Annotated in this window: 16 protein-coding genes; 9 read left to right on the forward strand and 7 right to left on the reverse strand. The window is 64.9% G+C overall.

Going from position 1 to position 22,054, the window contains the following annotated elements; translation table 11 throughout:
- Nucleotides 1-1,392 (reverse strand): carboxypeptidase-like regulatory domain-containing protein, encoded by a 1,392-nt coding sequence (locus tag BMY30_RS15465; RefSeq protein ID WP_089715340.1) that lies wholly within the window; start codon nucleotides 1,390-1,392, stop codon nucleotides 1-3.
- A gap of 337 nt (nucleotides 1,393-1,729) precedes the next feature.
- On the opposite strand from BMY30_RS15465, the gene argE reads away from it, so the two are divergent.
- Nucleotides 1,730-2,884: an acetylornithine deacetylase gene (gene argE, locus BMY30_RS15470; RefSeq protein WP_089715342.1), complete on the forward strand. Its 1,155-nt coding sequence runs from the start codon at nucleotides 1,730-1,732 to the stop codon at nucleotides 2,882-2,884.
- A gap of 129 nt (nucleotides 2,885-3,013) precedes the next feature.
- Here the strand turns inward: argE and BMY30_RS15475 are convergent, their stop codons facing one another.
- Nucleotides 3,014-4,726, reverse strand: coding sequence for a DEAD/DEAH box helicase (locus BMY30_RS15475; protein WP_089715344.1), 1,713 nt, complete (start codon nucleotides 4,724-4,726; stop codon nucleotides 3,014-3,016).
- A 424-nt stretch (nucleotides 4,727-5,150) separates the two neighbouring features.
- Between BMY30_RS15475 and BMY30_RS15485 the strand changes: the two genes are divergently transcribed.
- Nucleotides 5,151-5,606 carry a YaiI/YqxD family protein gene (locus tag BMY30_RS15485; protein ID WP_089715347.1) on the forward strand — a complete coding sequence of 152 codons (456 nt, stop codon included), beginning with the start codon at nucleotides 5,151-5,153 and terminating at the stop codon, nucleotides 5,604-5,606.
- Between the two features lie 72 nt (nucleotides 5,607-5,678).
- Here BMY30_RS15485 and BMY30_RS15490 read toward each other — a convergent pair whose 3' ends face one another.
- Both BMY30_RS15490 and BMY30_RS15495 read right to left on the reverse strand, forming a co-directional pair.
- Nucleotides 5,679-6,683 (reverse strand): glutathione S-transferase family protein, encoded by a 1,005-nt coding sequence (locus tag BMY30_RS15490; protein WP_089715349.1) that lies wholly within the window; start codon nucleotides 6,681-6,683, stop codon nucleotides 5,679-5,681.
- A gap of 99 nt (nucleotides 6,684-6,782) precedes the next feature.
- The gene (locus BMY30_RS15495; protein ID WP_089715351.1) at nucleotides 6,783-7,697 is read right to left on the reverse strand and encodes a LysR family transcriptional regulator; all 915 of its coding nucleotides are present in this window, start codon (nucleotides 7,695-7,697) and stop codon (nucleotides 6,783-6,785) included.
- A gap of 100 nt (nucleotides 7,698-7,797) precedes the next feature.
- On the opposite strand from BMY30_RS15495, the gene BMY30_RS15500 reads away from it, so the two are divergent.
- The 3 genes from BMY30_RS15500 (at nucleotide 7,798) to BMY30_RS15510 (ending at nucleotide 12,687) form a co-directional block, all read left to right on the forward strand.
- Nucleotides 7,798-8,646 (forward strand): pirin family protein, encoded by an 849-nt coding sequence (locus BMY30_RS15500; RefSeq protein ID WP_089715353.1) that lies wholly within the window; start codon nucleotides 7,798-7,800, stop codon nucleotides 8,644-8,646.
- Nucleotides 8,647-8,895: 249 nt separating this feature from the next.
- On the forward strand, nucleotides 8,896-10,677 hold the full coding sequence (locus BMY30_RS15505) for a peptidoglycan DD-metalloendopeptidase family protein (RefSeq protein WP_089715355.1): 1,782 nt from the start codon (nucleotides 8,896-8,898) through the stop codon (nucleotides 10,675-10,677).
- A gap of 156 nt (nucleotides 10,678-10,833) precedes the next feature.
- On the forward strand, nucleotides 10,834-12,687 hold the full coding sequence (locus BMY30_RS15510) for an ABC transporter ATP-binding protein (RefSeq protein ID WP_089715357.1): 1,854 nt from the start codon (nucleotides 10,834-10,836) through the stop codon (nucleotides 12,685-12,687).
- Here the strand turns inward: BMY30_RS15510 and BMY30_RS15515 are convergent, their stop codons facing one another.
- Nucleotides 12,688-14,310, reverse strand: coding sequence for a L,D-transpeptidase family protein (locus BMY30_RS15515; protein WP_244516241.1), 1,623 nt, complete (start codon nucleotides 14,308-14,310; stop codon nucleotides 12,688-12,690).
- Nucleotides 14,311-14,479: 169 nt separating this feature from the next.
- On the opposite strand from BMY30_RS15515, the gene BMY30_RS15520 reads away from it, so the two are divergent.
- The 4 genes from BMY30_RS15520 to BMY30_RS15535 all read left to right on the forward strand — a co-directional run bounded on the left by BMY30_RS15520 (nucleotide 14,480) and on the right by BMY30_RS15535 (nucleotide 18,254).
- Nucleotides 14,480-15,214: a murein L,D-transpeptidase catalytic domain family protein gene (locus BMY30_RS15520; RefSeq protein ID WP_089715359.1), complete on the forward strand. Its 735-nt coding sequence runs from the start codon at nucleotides 14,480-14,482 to the stop codon at nucleotides 15,212-15,214.
- Between the two features lie 294 nt (nucleotides 15,215-15,508).
- Nucleotides 15,509-16,861 (forward strand): MFS transporter, encoded by a 1,353-nt coding sequence (locus BMY30_RS15525; protein ID WP_089715361.1) that lies wholly within the window; start codon nucleotides 15,509-15,511, stop codon nucleotides 16,859-16,861.
- A 147-nt stretch (nucleotides 16,862-17,008) separates the two neighbouring features.
- Nucleotides 17,009-17,695 carry an SDR family oxidoreductase gene (locus BMY30_RS15530; RefSeq protein ID WP_089715363.1) on the forward strand — a complete coding sequence of 229 codons (687 nt, stop codon included), beginning with the start codon at nucleotides 17,009-17,011 and terminating at the stop codon, nucleotides 17,693-17,695.
- Between the two features lie 70 nt (nucleotides 17,696-17,765).
- Nucleotides 17,766-18,254, forward strand: a complete 489-nt coding sequence (locus BMY30_RS15535) for a peroxiredoxin (RefSeq protein ID WP_089715365.1) — start codon at nucleotides 17,766-17,768, stop codon at nucleotides 18,252-18,254.
- A gap of 50 nt (nucleotides 18,255-18,304) precedes the next feature.
- On the opposite strand, the gene cobA is transcribed toward BMY30_RS15535, so the two are convergent.
- Complete coding sequence (gene cobA / locus BMY30_RS15540; RefSeq protein WP_244516242.1) at nucleotides 18,305-19,102, reverse strand: uroporphyrinogen-III C-methyltransferase; 798 nt, start codon at nucleotides 19,100-19,102, stop codon at nucleotides 18,305-18,307.
- Between the two features lie 160 nt (nucleotides 19,103-19,262).
- Nucleotides 19,263-21,959, reverse strand: coding sequence for a nitrate reductase (locus BMY30_RS15545; protein WP_089715367.1), 2,697 nt, complete (start codon nucleotides 21,957-21,959; stop codon nucleotides 19,263-19,265).
- Nucleotides 21,960-22,054 lie beyond the last annotated feature (95 nt).

Below are 22,054 nucleotides of genomic sequence, written 5' to 3' on the forward strand. Positions count from 1 at the left end.
TCAGCTCCAGGATGGGAAAATGGTGATACTCGGAAAAGGTGGGGGCCGGGCGCCGCAGTTCAACCCGGCGCCATCCTCAGCATAGGGCAGCTCGGCCGATCCTGAACCGCCTCTCAACTCTTGCACTCTGACCTCGAGATCGTGACGCCGATAATCGGTATCGAAAGCCATTACCTCGAAGACAGTTTCGTGGCGTGTAGTGACGAGTTTTGGCGCCGAATGGTGAATGAATGTCTCGCCATCCACCGTCATTTGCAGGCGCGGCAGGTCATCCTCGTCGTACTCCAGGCGCAACGATTCGATACGCCATGTAAGCGGTGTGCCAACGGCGCAGCTTGGAAGATTCACCGGAACGCCCGGGATAAGCTCGACCCGATGCCGCTCCAGTTCCCTGCCTTCTGAACCGGTCACTACCAGTCTGTAAGTGCGCGGCCCTGCATAAGGCTCGCCCTCTTCGGGGAGCTCTGCCAGCAACGCGGCGTGCATGGGGTCCACCGGGAACAGCGGCGGCTGATACGGCAGCTCATCGCGGGGGCCGGGGCGATAGACGAAACGCAACGAGAGCAGCCTTTTGCTGGTGACATCCAGCCCCGGCACCGAGCCGGTCATGGCGGTCACCGCGCCGGGTTCCCAGGCCAACTTGGCATGCCGCCCCTGAGGGGTGCGCAGGAAGAGCGTGCCGGGAGTATCGTTCAGCACCAGCCGCGACGCCGCAGGCGGCTCGGGAGAGGCATCCAGATAACGCAACAGGTAGCCATAGGAAGGTGTGGCGATACCCTGAGCATCGGCCGACACGAAGTGAAGCCCTCCCCCATCGGCCGCGGCCAAGGAGACCTCGAGAGGATCGCGATTCAGCGCGAGGGGATAGAGGTCGGCAAGCGCCAAATCACGAGTCGAGGCGTCGTCGATGAACGACCAGCCGAATGGCTCACCATCTTCATCCCAACCCAGATAGGCAGTGCCGCCAGGCAATTGCTCGTCGCGGTTGGCCACCGTCTGCAGGGTCAGCTCGGCCCCCGGCGGGACATGGCCCACGTCCAGGGTCTGAAATCCCTCAGCCTCGGCCTTCAAACGGCCGCCGCCGCTGCCCACCAGCCACACCGGACCGGGCATGGGCACGCGAAAGCGCCCCTCGGAGTCGGTGGTCGCGGTAGCAACATAGCGCTTATCCCAGATCAGCTCACCATGATGTTCACTGCGGCCCCAACCCTGTCGGCTCACAGTGATGATGGCATCGGGTACAGGAGAATCACTGTGGTATTCCACCAGCCGGCCCGAAACCGGTGCCGGCGAAAACCACCAAAGCGCCAGCCACACCAGCAGCGCCAACGCCGCCAGGGTGGCGGCCAGCACGATGGCGAGAAGACGGAAAAGTCGGGAACGGCCGCTCATGGCGTCTCAGCGCTCGGTGAAGCGCTGAGATAGCGGAAGGCGATAACCGCTACGTAATTATGCATAATTACTTAAGCGCAGTACGTCGCATAGGTCCCACCTCATTCTAGACGATCTCGTTCTGGGTCATGGCGTGTCCTGATTCAGAATGTCGATATAGACCCGATTGGCGTAGATCCGGTTGCGCCTCTGCTCGGTGACCTCGTAAACGATGCCGAGCGTCAGCGCCAGCATGGCGTAGTTAAGGCCTACCCTCGCGCGACAACTAGTGCTCCCACAAGAGCCGCCCGACATGGCGTGTTAGGCTTGGCCGACAATGCTAACCGGGAGCCTGATCATGACCGCAGCCGAGATACTCGACCACCTGGTGGGCTTCGCCACCGTGTCGCGGGATTCCAACCTGGCCTTGATCGACTGGGTCGAGGGTTGGCTCGACGATCACGGCGTGGAGCATTGGCGAGTGGAGAGCGATGATGGAAGCAAGGCCAACCTGCTGGCCCGCATCGGCCCCGCTGTGGCCGGCGGCGTGGTACTCTCCGGCCATACCGATGTGGTACCGGTGGACGGACAGCCCTGGTCCACCGACCCCTTCACGCTGGTCGACAAGGGCGATGGGCGTCTCTATGGCCGCGGCACCTGCGACATGAAGGGCTTCATCGCCTGCGCGCTGGCAGAAGTTCCCCGCTGGGTGACGCAGGAGCTGGCAACGCCCCTCTGGTTGGCGTTCTCCTACGACGAGGAAGTGGGCTGCATCGGCGCCCCGCGGATGATCGAGCGGCTGCTGGCCGACCACCCTCGCCCCGCGGCGGTGATTGTCGGCGAACCGACCATGATGCACCCGGTGGTGGCCCACAAGGGGGCCACCAACCTGCGCACCACCGTGACCGGCCGCGCCGCCCACTCCAGCCAGGTGAACCAGGGGGTCTCGGCAATCCATGTGGCGGCCCGCCTGGTGACGCGGATCGAGGACGTGATGGCCGAGCTACGCGCCGAGGGGCGCGTCGATGAGGCCTTCAACGTGGTGCACTCGAGCCTGCACGTCGGCAAGATCCAGGGCGGCACGGCAATCAACATCATGGCCCGTGAGTGCACCTTCGAGTGGGAGATCCGTCACCTGCCCGGCGACCGCTTCGAGGAACTGCTCGCGCGGGTGAACGATACTGCAGTCAAACTGGAAACCGAAATGCGCCGGCGCGCACCGGACGCTGGCATCGTCACCGAGGCGCTGAACACCACGGTGCCGGCCCTGGCCGACGGCAACAACGCCGAGGTGCTGGCACTGTGTCGTGACCTGCTCGACGAGCGCCCTGCCGGCGCCGTGGCCTATGCCACCGAGGCCGGGCAGTTCCAGCGTGAGGGGCTGCCCACCGTGATCTGCGGTCCGGGGAGCATCGGCCAGGCCCACCAGCCCGACGAGTATATCGACATCGAGCAGCTCGAGATGGGCGCGGCCTTCATGGCGGCACTGGGCGAGCGGCTGCAACGAAAATAACGCCTGACTCTCTGCCATCCGCCGCGTGAAGTTAGACGAGAACCGGATACGACGTTGAACAAAAAGGCCCTCGCACCTTGTGGTGCGAGGGCCTTTGCGTTGCGGGGCCGGGCTCTCGCCCGACCGGGATCAGGCGCTGGTGCGACGAATCGGCGCGTCTCCGTCCTGGCGACGACGCGGAGCACGCTCGGGTGCACCCTTGTCCTCGCTGATCTCCAGCGGACGACCGGCAACGCGGGCGCGGGCCATCTTGGTCAGGATGCTCTCCGGCAGCGAACTCGGCAGCTCGACCACCGAGAAGGCGGTACGGATATCGATGCGACCGATACGGCTGCCTTCGATGCCACCCTCGTTGGCCAGGGCACCGACCAGTTGACCGGGCTTGACGCCATCCTGATGACCCACGGCGACACGATAGCGGGTCATGCCCTCACGCGGTGCCCGGTCTTCACGATCACCACGACGCTTCGGCTTGGCGTCACGCGGATTGCGGTCAGTGCTGCGCTCGGCACGCGGTGCCTGCACGCGACCGATGGGTGCCTCGTCGGCACGCGCCATGCGCGCGAAGGCACAGGCCAGCTCGATGGGGTCGTGACCTTCCTCGACCATCCGCTCGACCAGGGCACGTTGCTCATCGGCACCGGCGGTCAGGGCGGCGACCACGCGCTGGTGGAACATCTCGTCGCGGTGGGCACGAATGGCGGCCTCGTCGGGCACGGCCATCTCAGTCATCTTCTGGCCGGTAGCCTGCTCGAGCCAACCCACCTTGCGGCCCTCGCGGAAGCCGACGAAGGTGATGGCGATGCCGGTGCGCCCGGCACGGCCAGTACGGCCGATGCGGTGGGTGTAGGCCTCGGCGTCCTGGGGCAGGTCGTAGTTGATGATGTGGGTCAGGCGCGACACATCCAGGCCGCGGGCGGCGACATCGGTCGCGATCAGGATATCGACCTTGCCACGCTTGAGGCGCGTGATGGTGCGCTCGCGCAGGCTCTGGTCCAGATCACCAGAGAGGCTGGCGACGTTCATGCCACGGGCGGAGAGCTGCTCCATCAAGGTGGTGCAGGCGGCCCGGGTACGCACGAAGACGATAGCCCCGTCGACCGGCTCGACCTCGAGGATACGCGCCAGCGCCTCCTGCTTGGCGCCGCCATCGACGCGCACCATGCGCTGCTCGATGCTGGCGGCGGTGCCGACCTTGGATTCGATGGCCACCTTGACCGGATCGACCAGGTAGCGATTGACAATGCGCTCGATCTCGGCCGGCAGGGTGGCAGAGAAGAACACCCGCTGGGCGTCCTTCGGGGTGTCGGCCACCACGCGCTTGACGTCGTCGATGAAGCCCATGCGCAGCATCTCGTCGGCTTCGTCGAGCACCAGGGCGGAGAGGCCGTCGAGCTTGAGGCTGCCACGATCCAGGTGATCGATGACCCGGCCCGGGGTGCCCACCACTACCTGGGCGCCACGACGCAGTGCGGAGAGCTGCTCACGGTACTCCTGGCCACCGCACAAGGTGGCGACCTCCAGGCCCTTGAGGTTCTGGCCATACTTGCTGAAGGAGACGGCCACCTGCTGGGCCAGCTCGCGGGTCGGCGCCAGCACCAGCACCTGGGGCTCGCGGCGTGTCAGGTCGATGCGCGACAGCAGCGGCAGAGCGAAGGCAGCGGTCTTGCCGGTGCCGGTCTGGGCCTGGCCCAGCATGTCACGTCCTTCCAGCAGCGCAGGGATGGTCTGCGCCTGGATCGGTGACGGGGTCTCGTAGCCCTGGGCTTCGACGGCAGAAAGAACGTCAGGCAGCAGGGCCAGGTCGCCGAAGCTCGGCGAGGCGACAGAAGTCGAGGTCATTAATCACACCTTGGTAAACCGACGGAGTCGGCAAAAATTCAGTGGCGTCCCTGACGCGTGCAACACGCTCAGGCATCTACGTTCCGTCCAACGGATCGTCGGATGAGCAAATCGGAGTCGGGGACGCCGGTCGCACCTGGCATTCGGTCCACGCCATCGGGGATGGCCCATGAACCGCTGTGGCGACCGTTTGCGCCGATCTCGCCCGGGTGGCGTGATCTCGGTGGCGCTCCATCTACACAATTCGAACGCGTGTGGGTCAGTTGTTGTGTCACTGAGCCCGGCGTTTCGGCGCCCACCTGCGCAAGGCAGCGTGGCGTCGTCATGATGGTGGGGTCAACACATGCGAGGAACGCGCATGCTACTATCGTCGACTGTCACTGTCCAGCTTTTTTCAAGCTTCCAACCCTGTCGGGAGTGTTGCATGCCGAATCTGTGGGTCGATGCCGATGCCTGCCCCAAGGTGGCGCGCGAGATCATCGTGCGCGCCGCCGAACGTACCGCCACCCCGACCTGGTTCGTGGCCAACCACGCGGTACCGCTGCCGCCCTCACGGTGGGTCAAGGGCCTGTCGGTGAGCCAGGGCTTCGATGCCGCCGACAACGAGATCGTCGAGCGCATCCAGGCCGGCGATCTCTTGATCACCTCGGACCTGCCGCTGGCACTGGAGGCCATCGAGCGCGGCGCCAGGGTGATGACCAGCCGCGGCGAGGCGCTGGATGCGAACAATATCCGCGCCCGGGTACAGATGCGGGACTTCATGGAGACGCTGCGCGCTAGCGGGGAGCATACCGGCGGCCCCAGCGGCTATTCCGACAGCGACCGGCGCGAGTTCGCCAATGCGCTGGACCGGTGGCTGGCGAAGAATCCCAGCTACTGATGCCGCCGGATCGCGCTGCAAGCAGCGCTCCCACAGGAAGTGCGGAGCCGCCAATCAGGTTTTTGTGGGAGCTTACCCCTTTTCCCGGATCCCCTTGCCTGGCAGGCGCTCACGGTCATGGGGCCGGTCGAGGTCGAGTAGCGGGCCGTAGGGCACGATGCCGGTCGGATTGATGGTGTCGTGGCTGGCGTAATAGTGGCGCTTGATGTGGTCGAAATTCACCGTCTCTGTGATACCCGGCCACTGATAGAGCTCGCGCACGTAGTTGTCGAGGTTCGGGTAGTCCTCGATGCGGCGCAGGTTGCACTTGAAATGGCCGTGATAGACAGCATCGAAGCGGATCAGGGTAGTGAACAGCCGTATATCGGCCTCGGTGAACCACTCCCCTGCCAGGTAACGGTGCTCCGCCAGGCGCGCCTCCATGCGATCGAGCGCCTCGAACAAGGCCACTACGTGTTTCTCGTAGACCGATTGCTCGGTGGCGAAACCGGACTTGTAGACGCCATTGTTGATGTGGTCGTAAACATCAGCATTCACCGCATCGATGGTCTCGCGCAGATCCTCGGGATAGAAATCCAGGCGATTGCCGGTCAGGTCATCGAAGGCGCCGTTCAGCATCCGCAGCAGGTCCGCGGATTCGTTGTTGATGATGCGCTGCGAGCTCTTGTCCCAGAGCGCCGGCACGGTAACGCGCCCCGTATAGTGCGGGTCGGTCAGGGTGTAGAGCTGGTGGTGGAAGTCCACGCCGTTGATCGGATCACCGCTCGAACCTTCGTCCTCACGGTAGGTCCAGCCCTGATCGAGCATCAACGGGCTGACATGGGAGACCCCGATGGCCGACTCGAGCCCCTTGAGACGACGCATGATCAGCGTGCGATGCGCCCAAGGGCAAGCCAGCGACACATAGAGGTGGTAGCGATCCGCCTCGGCGGGCAGCCCCGGCTGGCCGTCGGGTCCCGGGCTGCCGTCCGGCGTGACCCAGTCGCGCAGCTTGGCGGATTCACGCACGAACTCGCCGCCGTGCTTGTCAGTGTCGTACCACTGGTCGTGCCAGGTGCCGTCAATCAGAAGCCCCATGGGTCGTCTCCTTCATGCCGATGAGCGAATGTTCTATAACGCAATCCACACCAGCATAGGGCGTAACCATCGGCGCTCAAGCGCAGCTTTTGCGCCCCATCATTCGATGGCTTCGAATGATCCTGACGGCGGGCAAGTGCTCACCGCAGCCTTCAGGGCCTCGGCCAGGGCATGGGTCGCCGGCCCGGCTCGATCCCGATCGCGATGGATCAGCTGCACCGGATACTCGCGGCTGCCGCCGGCGGCCAGCGGCAGGAGCTTGAGGCGCCCCGCCGCCAGCGTCTGGCGAAGGCGGGTCTCGGGAATCCAGGCAAAGCCCAGGCCCCGCTCAAGCATGTCGATGGAGGTCTGCAGATGGCTCATCGTCCAGCGCTGCTCGGCCTTGAGCCAGCCGGCATCCATAGATTGGTGCAGGGCGGAGTCGCGCACCACCAGCTGGCGATGCTGCTCCAGATCGCGCAGGTCGAGCGGGCGTCCCAGGCGATGCAACGGATGCTCGGGATGGGCCACGGCGAGGAAGTGCACGGTGACCAGCGGCTCACCCAGGAAGCCTTGGGCCGAGATACCCGAGACCACCAGGTCGGCACTGCCGTCATAGAGCATCTCGATGCCGCCGTTGAGCACCGTCTCGTGGAGCTGCACGCGCACATGGGGATAGGCCGCCGAGAAGGCCTCCAGGGCCCTGGCCAGGGCATCGGGCGGGAATATCTGGTCCACGGCCAGCACCACCTCCGCCTCGAGCCCCTCGGCCAGGCGTCCCGCCACATCCTCCAGCGAGGCGGCATTCTCGAGCAACTGGCGGGCACGGCGAAGCAGCAGCTCGCCGGCCTCGGTGAGACGCACCTGACGGCCCACAGGTTCCATTACCGCCACCCCGAGCTGCTCCTCGAGCTTGTGCACGGCATGGTTCAGGGTCGAGGGGCTCTTGTGGATCGCCTCGGCGGCACGGGCAAAGCCGCCATGGTCGACCACGGCCGCCAGCATCTGCCATTGAGCCAGGGTGACACGGGACATTTCGAATTCCTCGAATCTTGAGAGCGAAACGTTGCGCTTAATCTTCGAAAAATCCGGCCTAGAATGCCAGTCAGACCTTACAAAAATTGGAGACAACCCCATGACCCCTACCCCGATCATCCGCCAGGTAGACCGTGTGATAACCAGCCAGCCGAGCCAGGATGGCGACGGCGTCAACATCCGGCGCATCCATGACTTCGGCGGTGGGCTCGACCCCTTCCTGATGCTTGACGAACTGGGCTCCGACCGGCCGGATGACTACATCGGCGGCTTCCCGCCCCACCCCCACCGTGGCATCCAGACCCTGACCTACGTGATCCACGGCGGGCTGACCCACGAAGACCACCTGGGCCACTCGAGCACCATCCGCGCCGGCGATGCCCAATGGATGCATACCGGCCGCGGGATCATCCACTCGGAGATGCCGCTGACCGATCAGCAGGGCCTCCACGCCTTCCAGCTGTGGCTGAACCTGGCGGCCCGGGACAAGTTGAGCCCGGCCACCTATCGCGACGTGCGCGCCGCAGAGATGCCGACACTTATCGGCCGGGACGCCGCCCTCATCGCCTTGGGAGGGCACTGGCAGGACGCCACCGGCGACAGCATGGAAGGTCCACTGGAGGCCCTGGCCGGCCAGGGCGCGGTGGCCCATGCCCGGCTGGCGGCCGGTGGCGAGCTGACGCTGACCTCTCCCACCACTACCCTGCTGGTGTACGTCTTCAAGGGAAGCCTCGAGATCGCCGGCACCGTGGTGCCACAAGGACGGCTGGCCAGCCTCGGTAGCGGGGAGCAGCTCGCACTGGCCAGCCGCGAGGGCGCCGAGGCCCTGCTGCTGGCCGGCGAGCCCCATGGCGAGCCGATTGCCCATTACGGTCCCTTCGTGATGAACGCGCGCGCCGAGCTCGAGCAGGCGCTAAACGACTACCGCGAGGGTACCTTCATCGGTTGAATAGCCTGTGCCCTTTACCTCTTTTATTCCTCTTACTGAGGCTGGGGTTGAAACTCCCCAGCCCCTAATGTCCAATTAAAGCTTAATAAACAGCGTTCGCATTCCTGCACCAACGTCATTCTCTTCCCGACGAGAATGTAGTGCGGGCCCTTCCTGTATGTCCGTACAGACTAGGCAACCCATGCATCATCGGGTATGGTTCTGAAGTCATTAATAAATTTCCTTTTCATCTGTTACGGTCTGTTACCAATGATGCGAATCCTTCATTCGCTGCCCCGCACTCATAAGTTGTTACTGTTACCCGTTGCTACCATGGTTACCGTGCTGGGCGCACAGAAAATCGTCGTTACCCTCGAAGATGTTCAGCGTGATAATCAGACGCTCGACACCGTCCTCATTCCACTCGATGCTGATGCCAGTCCTGGCCTGCCTTCGCTTCGCACGGAGCGCACCCCGGTAGCCGATGCCATCGAGATGGCCAGCAAGGCCCTCGACGCCACGCGCGTCCATGTCCCGCTGACCGAGCTGACCGCCTCGGAAATCGTCGATATCGATCTCGTCACCTCGGCCAAGGCCAGCCATGCCGAGCTCGGCATTCCCGAAACGCTCGCCCTGCCCGCGCAGTCCTCTGGTGCTCCCGGAAGCCGTGCCAAGGTATTGACGAATAGCGTTCCCAGCCTCGATTCAGAAGGCCGCACCGGCATCCCGACCGATGATGTACGCAGCCTCGATGATGGAGCCCTGCACATGGCCGTGGTCATCGGGACCATCGGCAGTGGCATGCTCGATCACGATGGCAGCCTCGTGGCCGATGCCACCTCCTACGAAGATGTCTCCGAGGACGAGCTCGCACTGTTCGACGAGGGGCCGGTACGGCTGGAGCAACAGATCGCCGCCAGCGAGCCCTACGTACCGGAGTGGCATACCTACCAGGTGCAGGCGGGGGATACCTTCGCCATCGTGGCGCAGAACCATCTCGGCATGGGGTACAGCGAGGTGATGAACCTGCTGAAGCGCCTGCCCGAACCCAGAACCCTGACCCACTGGCGGCAGGGTAATCGCTTCGAGTACCAGCTCGACGAAGAAGGGCAGCTACTCGCCCTGCGCCTGATGAAGAACGTCCGCGACGGCTACCTGGTCGAGCGCCAGGAAGATAGTTTCGAGGTTGCCACCATCGAGCGTGCCGGCGAGGCGACCCAGCGCCTCTTCGCCGGCAGCATCAGCGGCAGCTTCGCCCGCTCGGCCAGGGCCACTGGCCTGACCAACGCTGAGATCTCGGAACTCTCCCGAGTCCTGGAAAAGAAACTCGACTTCCGCCGCGACACCCGTCGCGGCGATCGTTTTCAGGTGCTGGTGGAGTCCGACCTCATCGATGGCCAGAGCCTCGATCCTCGGGTACTGGCGGTGGAGTACGCCGGCGAGCGCATGGATCTCACCCTCGTGCGCAACCCGGAGGACAACCGCTTCTATACCCCGGATGGCGAGAGCCTCGACCCGGCCTTCAATCGCTACCCCTTCGAGGGTCGCTACCGGTTGAGCTCGCACTTCAACCCGCGCCGCACGCATCCGGTCACCGGCCGTATCAGCCCTCACAAGGGCACCGACTTCGCCATGCCCATCGGCACCGCCGTGCAGACGCCCGCCAACGGCCGCGTGGAAAAAGTCGGCAACCATCCGGCGGCAGGCCGCTACGTGGTGATCCGCCACGACAATGGCTACAAGACCCGCTATCTGCACCTTTCCAAGCCTCTGGTCAGCAATGGCCAGCGTGTAGCCATGGGCGAGCGCATTGCACTGTCCGGCAACACCGGGCGTAGCACCGGCCCTCACCTGCACTACGAGGTCATGGTCAACAACAGCCAGGTAAATGCCATGAAGGTAGCCCTGCCCGAAAACCAGAGCCTCCAGGGCGAGCGATTGGTGGCCTTCAAGCGCCAGTCGGCCCCCGTGCTGGCTGCTCTACGGAGCGGCGAGGCCGGCACCGTGGTTGCCAGCACCGGCGAGGTAGAGGCGGCCGACGACGAAGGCTGAATTTCACCACCACTGCTTCGCCGCCACCGCATCTCCGCGCCCCGCTCTCGAGCGGGGCGCGGTCGTTAAGGCTGAGCCATTCCGGCCGTAGTCCGCTGCTGCGGGAGCGACCCCGCCGGGGTAAACTGGCGCCCCCAAGGATCGGAGACCCTCGGCGTGTCCTCACCCCATGCCCATCCCCGGCCGGCCGAGCCGCCCGAAAGCCGCCTGGCCAGTTTTCTCGGCGTCTTCCGCTACAGCCACCGTGCCCTGGCGCTGGTCTGGCAGACCTCCCGCCTCCTGACACTAGGCCTCGCGCTCTGCACCCTGGTCGCCGGGATCCTACCTGCAGTGGCGGCCTGGATCGGCCAGCTGATCGTCGATGCCGTGGTGGCGGCAATGGAACACCACGAAGCCACCGGACAGGTCGACTGGTGGGGCGTGCTGCGCTATGTACTGGCCGAGGCCGGCGTGATCACGGCCATCGCCCTGGCCCAGCGTGGCCTCTCGGCCCAGCAGTCGCTGCTGCGGGCACTGCTTGGCCAGAAGGTCAACGTGATGATCCTCGAGAAGGCCGGCACCCTCTCGCTCGAGCAGTTCGAGGATTCCGAGTTCTATGACAAGCTGACCCGGGCTCGACGCGAGGCGTCGATTCGGCCATTGGGGCTGGTCAACAAGACCTTCGGCCTGGCCCAGAATGCCATCTCGCTGGCCAGTTTCGGCGTGCTGCTGGTGCAGTTCTCGCCCTGGGCGCTGCTGGTGTTGATGATCGGCGCCCTGCCGGTATTCATCTCCGAGGCCAAGTTCTCCGGTGACGCCTTTCGACTGTTCCGCTGGCGCTCGCCACAGACCCGCATGCAGATGTACCTGGAGACGGTGCTGGCACGAGAGGACAGCATCAAGGAAGTCAAGCTGTTCGGCCTGGAGCCGCTGCTGCTGGAGCGCTACCGGAGCATCTTCGATACCCTCTACGCCGAGGATCGTCGCCTCACGCTGAAGCGCGAGACCTGGGGCTTTCTGCTCGGCTTGCTGGGCACCCTGGCCTTCTACGGTGCCTACGCCTGGGTGGTGGCAGAGACCGTTACCGGGAGACTGACCCTGGGCGAGATGACCATGTACCTGATGGTCTTCAAGCAGGGCCAGGGGGCCCTCTCGGCGAGCCTCACGGCCATCGGCGGCATGTACGAGGACAACCTCTATCTGTCGAACCTCTACGAATACCTGGAGCAGCCGGTACCCGCCGAGCAAGGCACCCTGACCAAGGGGGCAAGTCCCGGCGACGGCATCCGCTTCGAGGGCGTGGGCTTCACCTACCCCGGTGCCGAGTCCCCGGCCCTATCAGGCATCTCGCTGCACCTCGAACCAGGCGGGAGCCTGGCACTGGTGGGCGCCAACGGCTCGGGCAAGACCACCCTGATCAAGCTGCTGACCCGCCTCTACGAGCCCACCAAGGGGCGCATCCTGCTCGATGGCAGCGACCTGCGCGATTGGGAGGTCCTGGCGTTGCGGCGGCGCATCGGGGTGATCTTCCAGGACTTCGTGCGCTATCAGATGAAGGTGGGCGAGAACCTCGGCGCCGGCGACGTGGCGGCCTTCGAAGACGAGGCCCGTTGGCGGGAGGCCGCCAGGCGCGGCCTGGCCGAGGATTTCATCGCTGATATGCCCGGCGGCTATCACACCCAGCTGGGTCGCTGGTTCAAGGGTGGCCAGGAGCTCTCCGGCGGTCAATGGCAGAAGATCGCCCTGTCGCGGGCCTACATGCGCGAAGGCGCCGATATCCTGGTGCTCGACGAACCCACGGCGGCCATGGATGCCGCCGCCGAGGCGGCCGTCTATGCCGACTTCCGCGAGCATAGCCTCGACCGCATGACCATCCTGATCTCGCACCGCTTCTCGACGGTTCGAGCCGCCGACTGGATCCTGGTGATCGACGGTGGCGAGATCCTCGAGCAGGGCCACCATGAGAGCCTGATGGCCGCCAACGGCCGCTATGCGCGGCTATTCCGCCTGCAGGCCAAGGGATACGAATAGTCAGAGCACGAGGGGACGATCCAGTGCTTCCAGGAGCTCGTCGTCGCGGTCATAGATATCGGGGCGGAAGGACAGCTCGCCCTCCTCGCCGACATGCGCGGTCCAGTAGTGCAGGATCACCGGCACATGGCTCTCCAGCGGCACGTTGCGTGTCTCTCCCTCGGCAACGAGGGCGCGGATGTCACGGTAGGTGTCGGTATCATCGAGCAACAGTTGAACCAGCGTCATGACGTTCTCCACGCGGATGCAGCCGGAGCTGATGGCCCGCTGCTGTCGCGAGAAGAGCTGCTGGGCCGGGGTATCGTGGAGATAGACCATGTGGTCGTTGGGGAAACGGATCACCACCCGGCCCAGAGGATTCTCCGGCCCGGCCTCCTGGCGCAACATTATCTTGCCGGGATCTTGCCAGTCGATGGAACGCGGATCGAGCTCGCTGCCGGAGTAACTCAACACACGGATGTTGTTGCGCTCCAGGTAGCCAAGATCACGATGAATTTTCGGAATCACATCCTCACGCCGGATGGTGGGGGGTATCGTCCAGGTGGGATTGACGGTCAGGTGGGTGATCTCCGAGCGCAGAGAGGGTGTGCGCCGATAGGGCTGCCCCACCACGATTCGCGACCGCCAGATGTCACCGTTGGGACGGTAATAGCTGACCCGATAGCCGGCAATGTCCACCAGCACGAAGGTCTCAGGAAGGCCATGCAACAACCAGCGTGTCCGCTCCAGGTTGATGCGGATCTGATCGATGCGCTCACCTACCGGCACGTTGAGCGCCGCCAGTGTATCGGGCCCGACGACGCCGTCGACCTCAAGCAGATGACGCTCCTGGAAGCGCTCGACCGCCTCTGTCAGGGCCTCGTCGTACGTGAAGGGATCGGGCGCCACCAGCTTGGCGTCGGGAAGGATCGTGGTATCCGCTGCCGCCAAACCGGGTTCGCCGATCACCGCCAGCCGCTCGCGCAGGAAAGGCACGGCATCGTGGACATCGCCTGGACGCAGCAGACCGTCCAGTGGCGGCAATGTCGGCCAGCCGCCTTGCTGGTCGATATCCTGATAGCGAGCCAGGCCGGCTCGCAGTCGCTGGTAGGGGGGATAGGAGGGACGTACGTCGGCGAAGGCCTGTTCAAAGCGCCGGGCATCCACATGGCGGGAGAGCGAGGCCACATCCAGCGCCGGCGGCTCGACAGGTACTTCCCAGCCGGTATCGAGGGCTTGCGGATCGACCTTGCCTTTCTGCAGATGACGCAGGGCCGTGAGCAGAACATGACTGGTACGCAGTTCGAAATCGGCCAGCTCTTGCGGATCACCCTCCCCGTCACCCCAGGCACGTCGATGCGCCTCTGACAGCGCATCCGGCCGGTAGTCCGAAGGACTCAGGCCGTCCCCCTCCAGGGTATGCAGAGCCTCGGCGAAGGCGGTCACCGTTGAAGGATCCTGCCAGACCGGACGCCAGTCGCGCTCCGCATAGAAGGCTTCAAGCGTCTTGTCCCTATCGGCCGACTGCTCGACGAGTGCTGCCTCGAGCGGCGTGACAGCCTCCTGTTCGGCGGCCCAGGCGCTCATCGAGAGCATCATCACCACCACGATAAGCAGCGGCTTCATTCCTTTGACTGAGGACATGGATCCTGGCTCCTGCGTTGAGAATGGGGTCTGGCCATCTTGTTTTCCTTGGTCATAATAGTTTCCGACTTGGGGCCGCAGGGAAGCCGACCCCCACTTCTGCGTTACCGCCCCGCCGCCAGGAAATGGTCGACGAGCGGGCCAGCAAGCCACACGACAGGTTTCCCGAATGCCGACATCCTTGCTCAATCGATGGCTTCCCGGCACCGCCCTCTGCAGCGCATTGCTGCTGGGCGCTCCGGCCGCCCAGGCCAGCAGCGACTTTCTTGCCCACGTCAACTCACCCGATACGCCGAGCCTGCGACCTCTCGACCAGACCCTGACGCGTCTGGCGCCCGACGCCGATCCCCGAGTCCTGCGCCTGGCGGCCCGCGCCCTCTCCTGCGCCGACCCCGATGCCGAGCGCCTGGCGGTGATCGACTTCTCGCTGCCTTCTACCGAGCCACGGCTATGGGTCTTTGACCTGCAAAATCGACAGCTGCTGTTCGAGGAGCTGGTCTCCCACGGCCAGGGGTCCGGCAATGCCATGGCCGAGACGTTCTCCAACACGCCCGAGAGCCACCAGTCGAGTCTGGGGCTCTTTCGCACCATGAACAGCTACTATGGCAGAAATGGCTATTCGTTGCGCCTCGAGGGGCTCGAGGAGGGCGTCAATGACCTCGCCTACCAGCGCGCCATCGTGATGCACGGCGCCGACTACGTCAGCGAGGATTTCATCGAGCAGACCGGCCGACTGGGTCGCAGTCATGGTTGCCCGGCGGTGCGAAAGGAAGTGACCTATCCCCTGATCGACAGCCTCAAGGAGGATCAGTACCTCTTTACCTACTACCCCGATCCGGAGTGGCTGGCGAATTCAGACTTCTTCCGCTGCGATCGGGATGAGGCGCAACTGGCCTTGAAATAACTAGCTTCCTGTCATGGTGACACCGCGGGCGGCACCATGACAGGTCGCACTGCCTCCCTACTGCACCTTTCTGCACCATCTTCAGAGCATCGATCGATGCTTCGACACCCTCTTTTATGCTATCAAGACACTGATAAAAAACTATTTTTTATCAGTTGGCAGCTGCTTTGCTTGTAGATGCACACCAAGGCAGGCGTGGACCAGGCTCCCCGGGAGTACGAGTGCGTCGAACCCGACCTTCAACGGCGAAGGCCCAGGATCGTGTGTTCGACCATCACTCGACGAGGTATTCCCATGGAGATCCGCAACAAGGCCAACAGGATTCGCCTGTTGAACTTCAGTACCCCCCAGATGCGCGCCTTCCACTTCTCGTGGTTCGCCTTTCACATCTGTTTCTTCGGCTGGTTCGGCATTGCTCCCCTGATGGCGGTGGTACGTGACGACCTCGGCCTGACCAAGACCCAGATCGGCAACACCATCATCGCCTCGGTGGCCATTACCATCGTCGTTCGACTGCTGATAGGTGTGCTCTGCGACCGCATCGGGCCGCGCAAGGCCTACACCTGGCTGCTCTGCCTGGGTTCCGTGCCGGTGATGGGCATCGGCTTCGCCGACAGCTTCGAGACTTTCTTCCTCGCCCGCCTGGCGATCGGCGCCATCGGTGCTTCCTTCGTGATCACCCAGTACCACACCTCGATCATGTTCGCGCCCAACGTGGTGGGCACCGCCAACGCCACCAGCGCCGGCTGGGGCAACCTGGGCGGGGGTACCACCCAGATCCTCATGCCATTGATCTTCTCCGGCCTGCTGATGCTGGGTGTCAACGAAGCCTTCGGCTGGCGGCTAGCCATGGTGGTGCCCGGAGTGGTGCTGTTCGTTTGCGGCATCTGCTACTACCTCTTCACTCAGGATGCTCCCAACGGCAACTTCGAGGACCTGCGCGCCCGCGGCGAGCTGCCACCGGCCAGCGGCGAGAGCGGTGCCGGCCAGACCTTCCTGGCCGCCGCCAAGGACATTCGCGTCTGGGCCCTGTTCGTGGTCTATGCCGCCTGCTTTGGTGTCGAGCTGACCATCAACAACATCGCCGCCATCTACTTCTTCGACAACTTCGAATTGTCGCTGGCCGCCGCTGGCATGATCGCCGGCCTCTTCGGCCTGATGAACATCTTCGCCCGCACCCTGGGTGGCATCTTCTCCGATCTCTTCGCCCGGAAGGCTGGCCTCAAGGGCCGGGTACGCTGGTTGTTCATCGCCATGCTCTGCGAGGGTATCGCGCTGATGTTCTTCTCGCAGATGCATGTGCTGGCCTTTGCCATCGGCATCATGCTGGTCTTCAGCCTCTTCGTGCAGATGGCCGAGGGTGCCACCTTCGGCGTGGTACCCTTCATCAACAAGCGCGCGCTGGGCGCCGTGGCCGGCATCGTGGGTGCCGGCGGCAACGCCGGCGCGGTGGCTGCCGGCTTCCTCTTTCGCTCCGAAGCCCTCAGCTACCAACAGGGGCTCTTCTACCTAGGCATCGCGGTGATCATCGCCTCGTTGTGTGTACTGGTGGTGCGCTTCTCGGAAGAGGTGGAAACACAGGAAGCCAAGGCCTACACGGATGCCGTGGGCAAGGACGTCGGGGCGGGCGCCCTGTCGCTGCGCTGACCCCTGCCTCAACATCAGCCTCAGCTTTAGTCTGACCCACACCACCGCCCAATCGGGCGGTGGTATTGCGTTGAGCGCCAGGATTGCAGCCATGTCCCGGACTGGGCCATGCTGGAAATCGAGGGGTCACTGGCAAAGGAGAAGAGGATGCAGCATCGTGTATTACTGATTACCGGAGCGTCGACTGGCATCGGAGCCGCAACGGCCCGAGCAGCATCAAGAGAAGGCTACAAGCTGGTGCTGGCCGCCCGCTCCCGGGAGAAGCTGACGGCGCTGGCCGAGGAACTGGGTCCGGAGAACGTGCTCGCCATTGGCTGCGACGTCACTTCCATGGAGGACCAGCAGGCCATGGTCGAGCAGGCCATGGAGCGCTTTGGTCGCATCGATGCCGTCTTCGCCAACGCGGGGCGAGGTGGCTCACCCGGCGGCTTCAGCGGCGCCGACCATGAAGCCTGGCGTGAGATGATCCTGACCAACATCTACGGGGTCGGGCTGACCCTGCAGGCCAGCCTGCCAGCCCTGCGTCGAAGCCGCGGCCATGTATTGCTGACCGGCTCTGCCGCCGGACGCACCACCATACCCGGCTCCATGTACAGCGCGACAAAATGGGCGGTGAGCGGGATCGGCTACAACCTTCGCGAAGAGTTGCGCGGCAGCGGTATTCGCGTGACGCTGATCGAGCCGGGGATGGTCAATACGCCCTTCTTCGACGAGCCCCCGGAGCATGCCCTGGAAGACCGTGACATCGCCAACGCGGTGACCTATGCCCTGGCCCAGCCCGAACACGTGGATGTCAACGAGATCCTCATTCGCCCCACGCCGCCGCGGGAATGATGCGCCCCTCTGTACGCGAAACATGCTTCCCCACATGCAAGACGATGACACCTAACCAAAGGACTCCCACATGACACTTTCAGTCGGCGACAGAATTCCGGACATCACCCTCAAGACCAATGGCCCCGACGGGCCACAAGACCTCTCCACCGGCGACTTCTTCGCCGACAAGCGCGTAGTGCTTTTCGCCGTGCCCGGGGCCTTCACGCCCGGTTGCTCCAACACCCACATGCCCGGCTTCGTGGTGCGTGCCGATGACATCCTTGCCAAGGGGGCCGATGCCCTCGCCTGCCTGGCGGTGAACGATGCCTTCGTGCTGGGTGCCTGGCAGAAGGATCAGAATGCCCAGGCGATCACCATGCTCGCCGACGGCAACGCCGAGTTCACCCGCGCCATCGGCATGGACAAGGACGCCACTGCCGGCGGCATGGGCATCCGCAGCCACCGCTTTGCCTTGATCGCCTTCGACGGCGTGGTGGAATATCTCGGCGTCGATACAGAGAAAGGGGTGGTGGACAAGAGCAGCGCCGAGACGATTCTCGAAAAATTGGCCGGCTAGCAGACCCTAGGTCCAGGGCTAGTCGAGCCGCTCGGCCGGACAGGCATTCATCAAAGACACAGGGTTTCATGCCTTGACGATCTGTGGCGTTGCACCGAATGTCCCGCTGGCGTGGTGGCCACCATGCGCACCACAGAGCCCACCACGATCAGGCAGGGCGAGGGCAAGGGTTCGGCGAGGAGCCTTGCCGGCATATCGGCGAGGTTCCCGATCAGCGAGCGCTCCTCGGGCAGGCTGGCGTTGGCCATCAGCATTACCGGCCAATCATTGGGGAGCCCCGCCGCGCGCAGCCCTTCACAGATCGCCGTTACCTTGCCGAGCCCCATGTAGAACACCAACGTCTCCTCTCGGCTGGCCAGCGAAGCCCAGTTGGGCTCACCGCCTTCCCGGCAGTGCTGGGCAGTGACAAAACGCAACTGCTGGGCATGGGCGCGGTCGGTGAGCGGAATGCCAATGGCGGCACACGCCGCTGAGGCGGCGGTAATGCCGGGCACGATCTCCACCGCGACCCCGGCCTCGCCCAGGGCGGCGAGTTCCTCCCCCATGCGCCCGAACACGCCGGGATCTCCGCCCTTGAGGCGCACCACCGACTTGCCCTGTCGTGCCAGCCTGACCATCAGCGAGCCGATCTCGACCTGAGGGACGCTGTGGTGGCCGCGGGCCTTGCCTACATCGTAGCGCTCCCGGCCGGCGGGAATCAGCGCCAACACTTGATCGCCGACCAGGCGATCATAGACCACGGCATCGGCCTGCCACAGCAGCCGGGCGGCTCGGAGCGTCAACAGATCGGCACTGCCGCTGCCGGCCCCCACCAGATAGACGCTGCCGTCACGGCAATCACCAACCATCGCGCCATCCGCTGGGCGCTGCGCGCTGACGAAGCGCTCGACAAGCCAGCGACCCGTCCCCTGGGCGAGACGTGCCAGCCGCCTACACACCGTGCCTACTTTATCAATCGACATCAGCGGCTTCGGAATCCGACTTGACGCGCGCATGGGCATCCTCCTCTTAGGCACTTTCTTCGATGAGCGATTTGAGCTCGGGGATACAGCTGCCGCACTGGGTGCCACAAGCCAGTCGGGCGCCCAGCGCCTCGACGCTGGCATCCCCCTTGCGGATGGCGGAGACGATGACCCCCTGGGCCACCTGATGACAACTGCAGACCAGCGGACCGCTGTCCCCGGCCCCGTCATCGCAGCCGGCCAGCAGCCGACGCCGATTGCCGATCTCGAGCGCCTCGCCCCGCGCGGCCTCGTTGAAGCGCTCGTCGAGCCAGGCCAGGCCGGGCAGTTCGGCCGGCGGGCCGACCATCAGCCACCACCTCAGGCACCCCTGATCGAGGCCCGCCGCACGCAAGCGGCCGCATGCCGGGTCCTCGCTCCACAGGGTCGGCGCCGGCGACAAGTGGTCCGCCAGCCAGACCAGCCAGTCGCGGATATCGCCGGGCTCTCCCGCCAGCTGCCAGCGCTGGCAGCGGCTCAGCGGAATGCGCGCCCAGTAGGCACTCTCGTCTACAAGGTCGTCGCCGAGGGAGGATTCGTCGGCCACCATCAGGGTGGCTTCCCACCCGGGCCGGAAGGGAGCCAGTTCCACAGCACCGTGCTTGGATTCCGGCTGGCCCGACAGCGGATCGACGTGACCCTCGAGCAGGGAGCCCATACGCGCCCTGCCGCTGAACTGGTCGGTCCAGTGCATGGGAACGAAGACCTCGCCCGGCCGCTGACCATTGGAGACGCGGATCCGGGCCAGGTAGTCACCACCGGCACCCTGAAGGCGTGCCAATTGACGGTCGACGATGCCATGGGAGGCGGCATCGTCCGGATGCACTTCGATGAAGGGCTCGGCGCGGTGATTCATCAGTCGCGGTGCCCGGCCGGTGCGCGTCATGGTGTGCCACTGGTCGCGTACCCGGCCGGTATTGAGGCGCAGCGGGCGCGCCTCGCTGAGCGACTGTGCCGGAGCGCGCGGACGCACGGGCAGCAGACGTGCCAGGCCATCCGGGGTGGCGAATCGGCCGTCCTCGAAGAGCCGCGCCGTGCCTCGCCGCGCCTCGGCGGTCACCGGCCACTGGATCGGCGCCAGGGTGTCGTAGGCCGCGCGGTCGAGCCCGGCCAGGCCGGATATATTGAAGAGCCGAGCCCCCTCGCCCGGGGTGTGAGAAGGGTTCTCGAAGCCCGAGAGCCGCGCGTGCTCGTCGAATATCTCGGCGGGATGGGTGTAGGCAAAGGCCTCGCCAAAGCCAAGGCGCCTGGCCACTTCGGTGATGATCCACCAGTCGTGGCGTGCCTCTCCCGGCGGCGGAAGAAGGCCGCGCTGGCGCGAGATGCAGCGCTCGGAGTTGGTCACGGTGCCATCCTTCTCGGACCAGCCGGAGGCCGGCAGCACGATATCGGCGTAGGGCAGCAGGTCGGTGGCGGCCGCGCATTCGGAGACGATCACCAGCGGACAGCGCTCCAGGGCACGGCGCACGCGGTTGGCATCGGGCAGGCTCACCGCCGGATTGGTGGCCATGATCCACACCGCCCACACCTCGCCGCGCTCGATGGCCTCGAAGAGCTCCAGCGCCTTGTGGCCGGGCCCGTCTGGCAGGGTGGGCACCAGATTTTCGGTCGTCCAGAAACGGGTGACCCGGTCGATGGCGCCGGGAGTGTGGTAGTCCATGTGGGCGGCAAGCTGGTTGGCCAGCCCGCCCACCTCGCGGCCCCCCATGGCGTTGGGCTGGCCGGTGATCGAGAAGGGCCCTGCGCCGGGCAGGCCGATCTTGCCGCCTGCCAGATGGCAGTTGATGATGGCGTTGCCCTTGTCGGTGCCGCTGGAGGACTGGTTGATGCCCTGGGAGAAGAGTGTCACCACATGCAGTTGGGTGGTGAACCAGTAGTAGAAGGTCTCCAGCCGTTCCGGGTCGAGGTCACAGTCGGCGGCGATCGCCTCCACCGTGGTATCGTCTTCCCGAGCCGCGGCCAGCGCCTCCTCGAGACCGGCAGTGTGGCGGTCGAGATAGACCCGGTCGAGCTTGCCGGCGTCGGCCATCCGGGCCAGCAGGCCGGTGAACAGCCGGCCGTCGCTGCCCGGCGCCAGGCCCAGGTAGAGGTCGGCGATCTCGCAACTATCGGTGACGCGCGGGTCGATCACCACCACACGCAGCAGCGGGTTGCGGGTCTTGGCGGTCTTGATGCGCTGGTAGAGCACCGGGTGATTCCAGGCCAGGTTCGAGCCCACCAGCACCACCAGTTCGGCCTCTTCCAGATCCTCGTAGCAGCAAGGTACGGCGTCGGCACCGAAGGCGCGCTTATGGGCGGCCACTGCCGAGGCCATGCATAGCCGCGAGTTGGTATCGAGATGCGGCGTGCCGACGAAACCCTTGAACAGCTTGTTGGCGACGTAGTAGTCCTCGGTGAGCAGCTGCCCGGAGAGATAGGCGCCAATCGCCGCCGCCCCCTGCGTCTCGCGAATGGCCGCCAGGCGAGTGGCCACGCTGTCCAGCGCGGTGTCCCAGTCAACCGCGACGCCGTCGACCCGTGGCCGGGTCAAGCGGCCGTGATTGCCCAGGGTCTCGTGCAGGGCAGAGCCCTTGACGCACAGGCGACCGTAGTTGGCCGGATGCTCACCGTCGCCCTGCACATGGACAATCCGTTCGTCGTCCACCTGGGCAAGAACGCCACAGCCGACGCCGCAGTAGGGACAGGTGGTTCGGGCCTGTTGCATGTCGACCTCCTCGAGACTTGTCGGGTATGACCGGACAAAAGAAGACGCCCACCGCGTAGTCCCGGTCGGGAAGGCGCAGGTGGGCGTCGTTGCCG

Origin of the sequence: Halomonas daqiaonensis, from assembly GCF_900109725.1 — a bacterium.
Taxonomy (GTDB): Bacteria; Pseudomonadota; Gammaproteobacteria; order Pseudomonadales; family Halomonadaceae; genus Halomonas; species Halomonas daqiaonensis.

What these genes read in the sequence shown, in the direction of transcription:
- BMY30_RS15465 (WP_089715340.1), bottom strand. Translation starts at nt 1,392, where the DNA reads ATGAGCGGCCGTTCCCGACTTTTCCGTCTTCTCGCCATCGTGCTGGCC.
- argE (WP_089715342.1), top strand. Translation starts at nt 1,730, where the DNA reads ATGACCGCAGCCGAGATACTCGACCACCTGGTGGGCTTCGCCACCGTG.
- BMY30_RS15475 (WP_089715344.1), bottom strand. Translation starts at nt 4,726, where the DNA reads ATGACCTCGACTTCTGTCGCCTCGCCGAGCTTCGGCGACCTGGCCCTG.
- BMY30_RS15485 (WP_089715347.1), top strand. Translation starts at nt 5,151, where the DNA reads ATGCCGAATCTGTGGGTCGATGCCGATGCCTGCCCCAAGGTGGCGCGC.
- BMY30_RS15490 (WP_089715349.1), bottom strand. Translation starts at nt 6,683, where the DNA reads ATGGGGCTTCTGATTGACGGCACCTGGCACGACCAGTGGTACGACACT.
- BMY30_RS15495 (WP_089715351.1), bottom strand. Translation starts at nt 7,697, where the DNA reads ATGTCCCGTGTCACCCTGGCTCAATGGCAGATGCTGGCGGCCGTGGTC.
- BMY30_RS15500 (WP_089715353.1), top strand. Translation starts at nt 7,798, where the DNA reads ATGACCCCTACCCCGATCATCCGCCAGGTAGACCGTGTGATAACCAGC.
- BMY30_RS15505 (WP_089715355.1), top strand. Translation starts at nt 8,896, where the DNA reads ATGATGCGAATCCTTCATTCGCTGCCCCGCACTCATAAGTTGTTACTG.
- BMY30_RS15515 (WP_244516241.1), bottom strand. Translation starts at nt 14,310, where the DNA reads ATGTCCTCAGTCAAAGGAATGAAGCCGCTGCTTATCGTGGTGGTGATG.
- BMY30_RS15520 (WP_089715359.1), top strand. Translation starts at nt 14,480, where the DNA reads ATGCCGACATCCTTGCTCAATCGATGGCTTCCCGGCACCGCCCTCTGC.
- BMY30_RS15525 (WP_089715361.1), top strand. Translation starts at nt 15,509, where the DNA reads ATGGAGATCCGCAACAAGGCCAACAGGATTCGCCTGTTGAACTTCAGT.
- BMY30_RS15530 (WP_089715363.1), top strand. Translation starts at nt 17,009, where the DNA reads ATGCAGCATCGTGTATTACTGATTACCGGAGCGTCGACTGGCATCGGA.
- BMY30_RS15535 (WP_089715365.1), top strand. Translation starts at nt 17,766, where the DNA reads ATGACACTTTCAGTCGGCGACAGAATTCCGGACATCACCCTCAAGACC.
- cobA (WP_244516242.1), bottom strand. Translation starts at nt 19,102, where the DNA reads ATGGTTGGTGATTGCCGTGACGGCAGCGTCTATCTGGTGGGGGCCGGC.
- BMY30_RS15545 (WP_089715367.1), bottom strand. Translation starts at nt 21,959, where the DNA reads ATGCAACAGGCCCGAACCACCTGTCCCTACTGCGGCGTCGGCTGTGGC.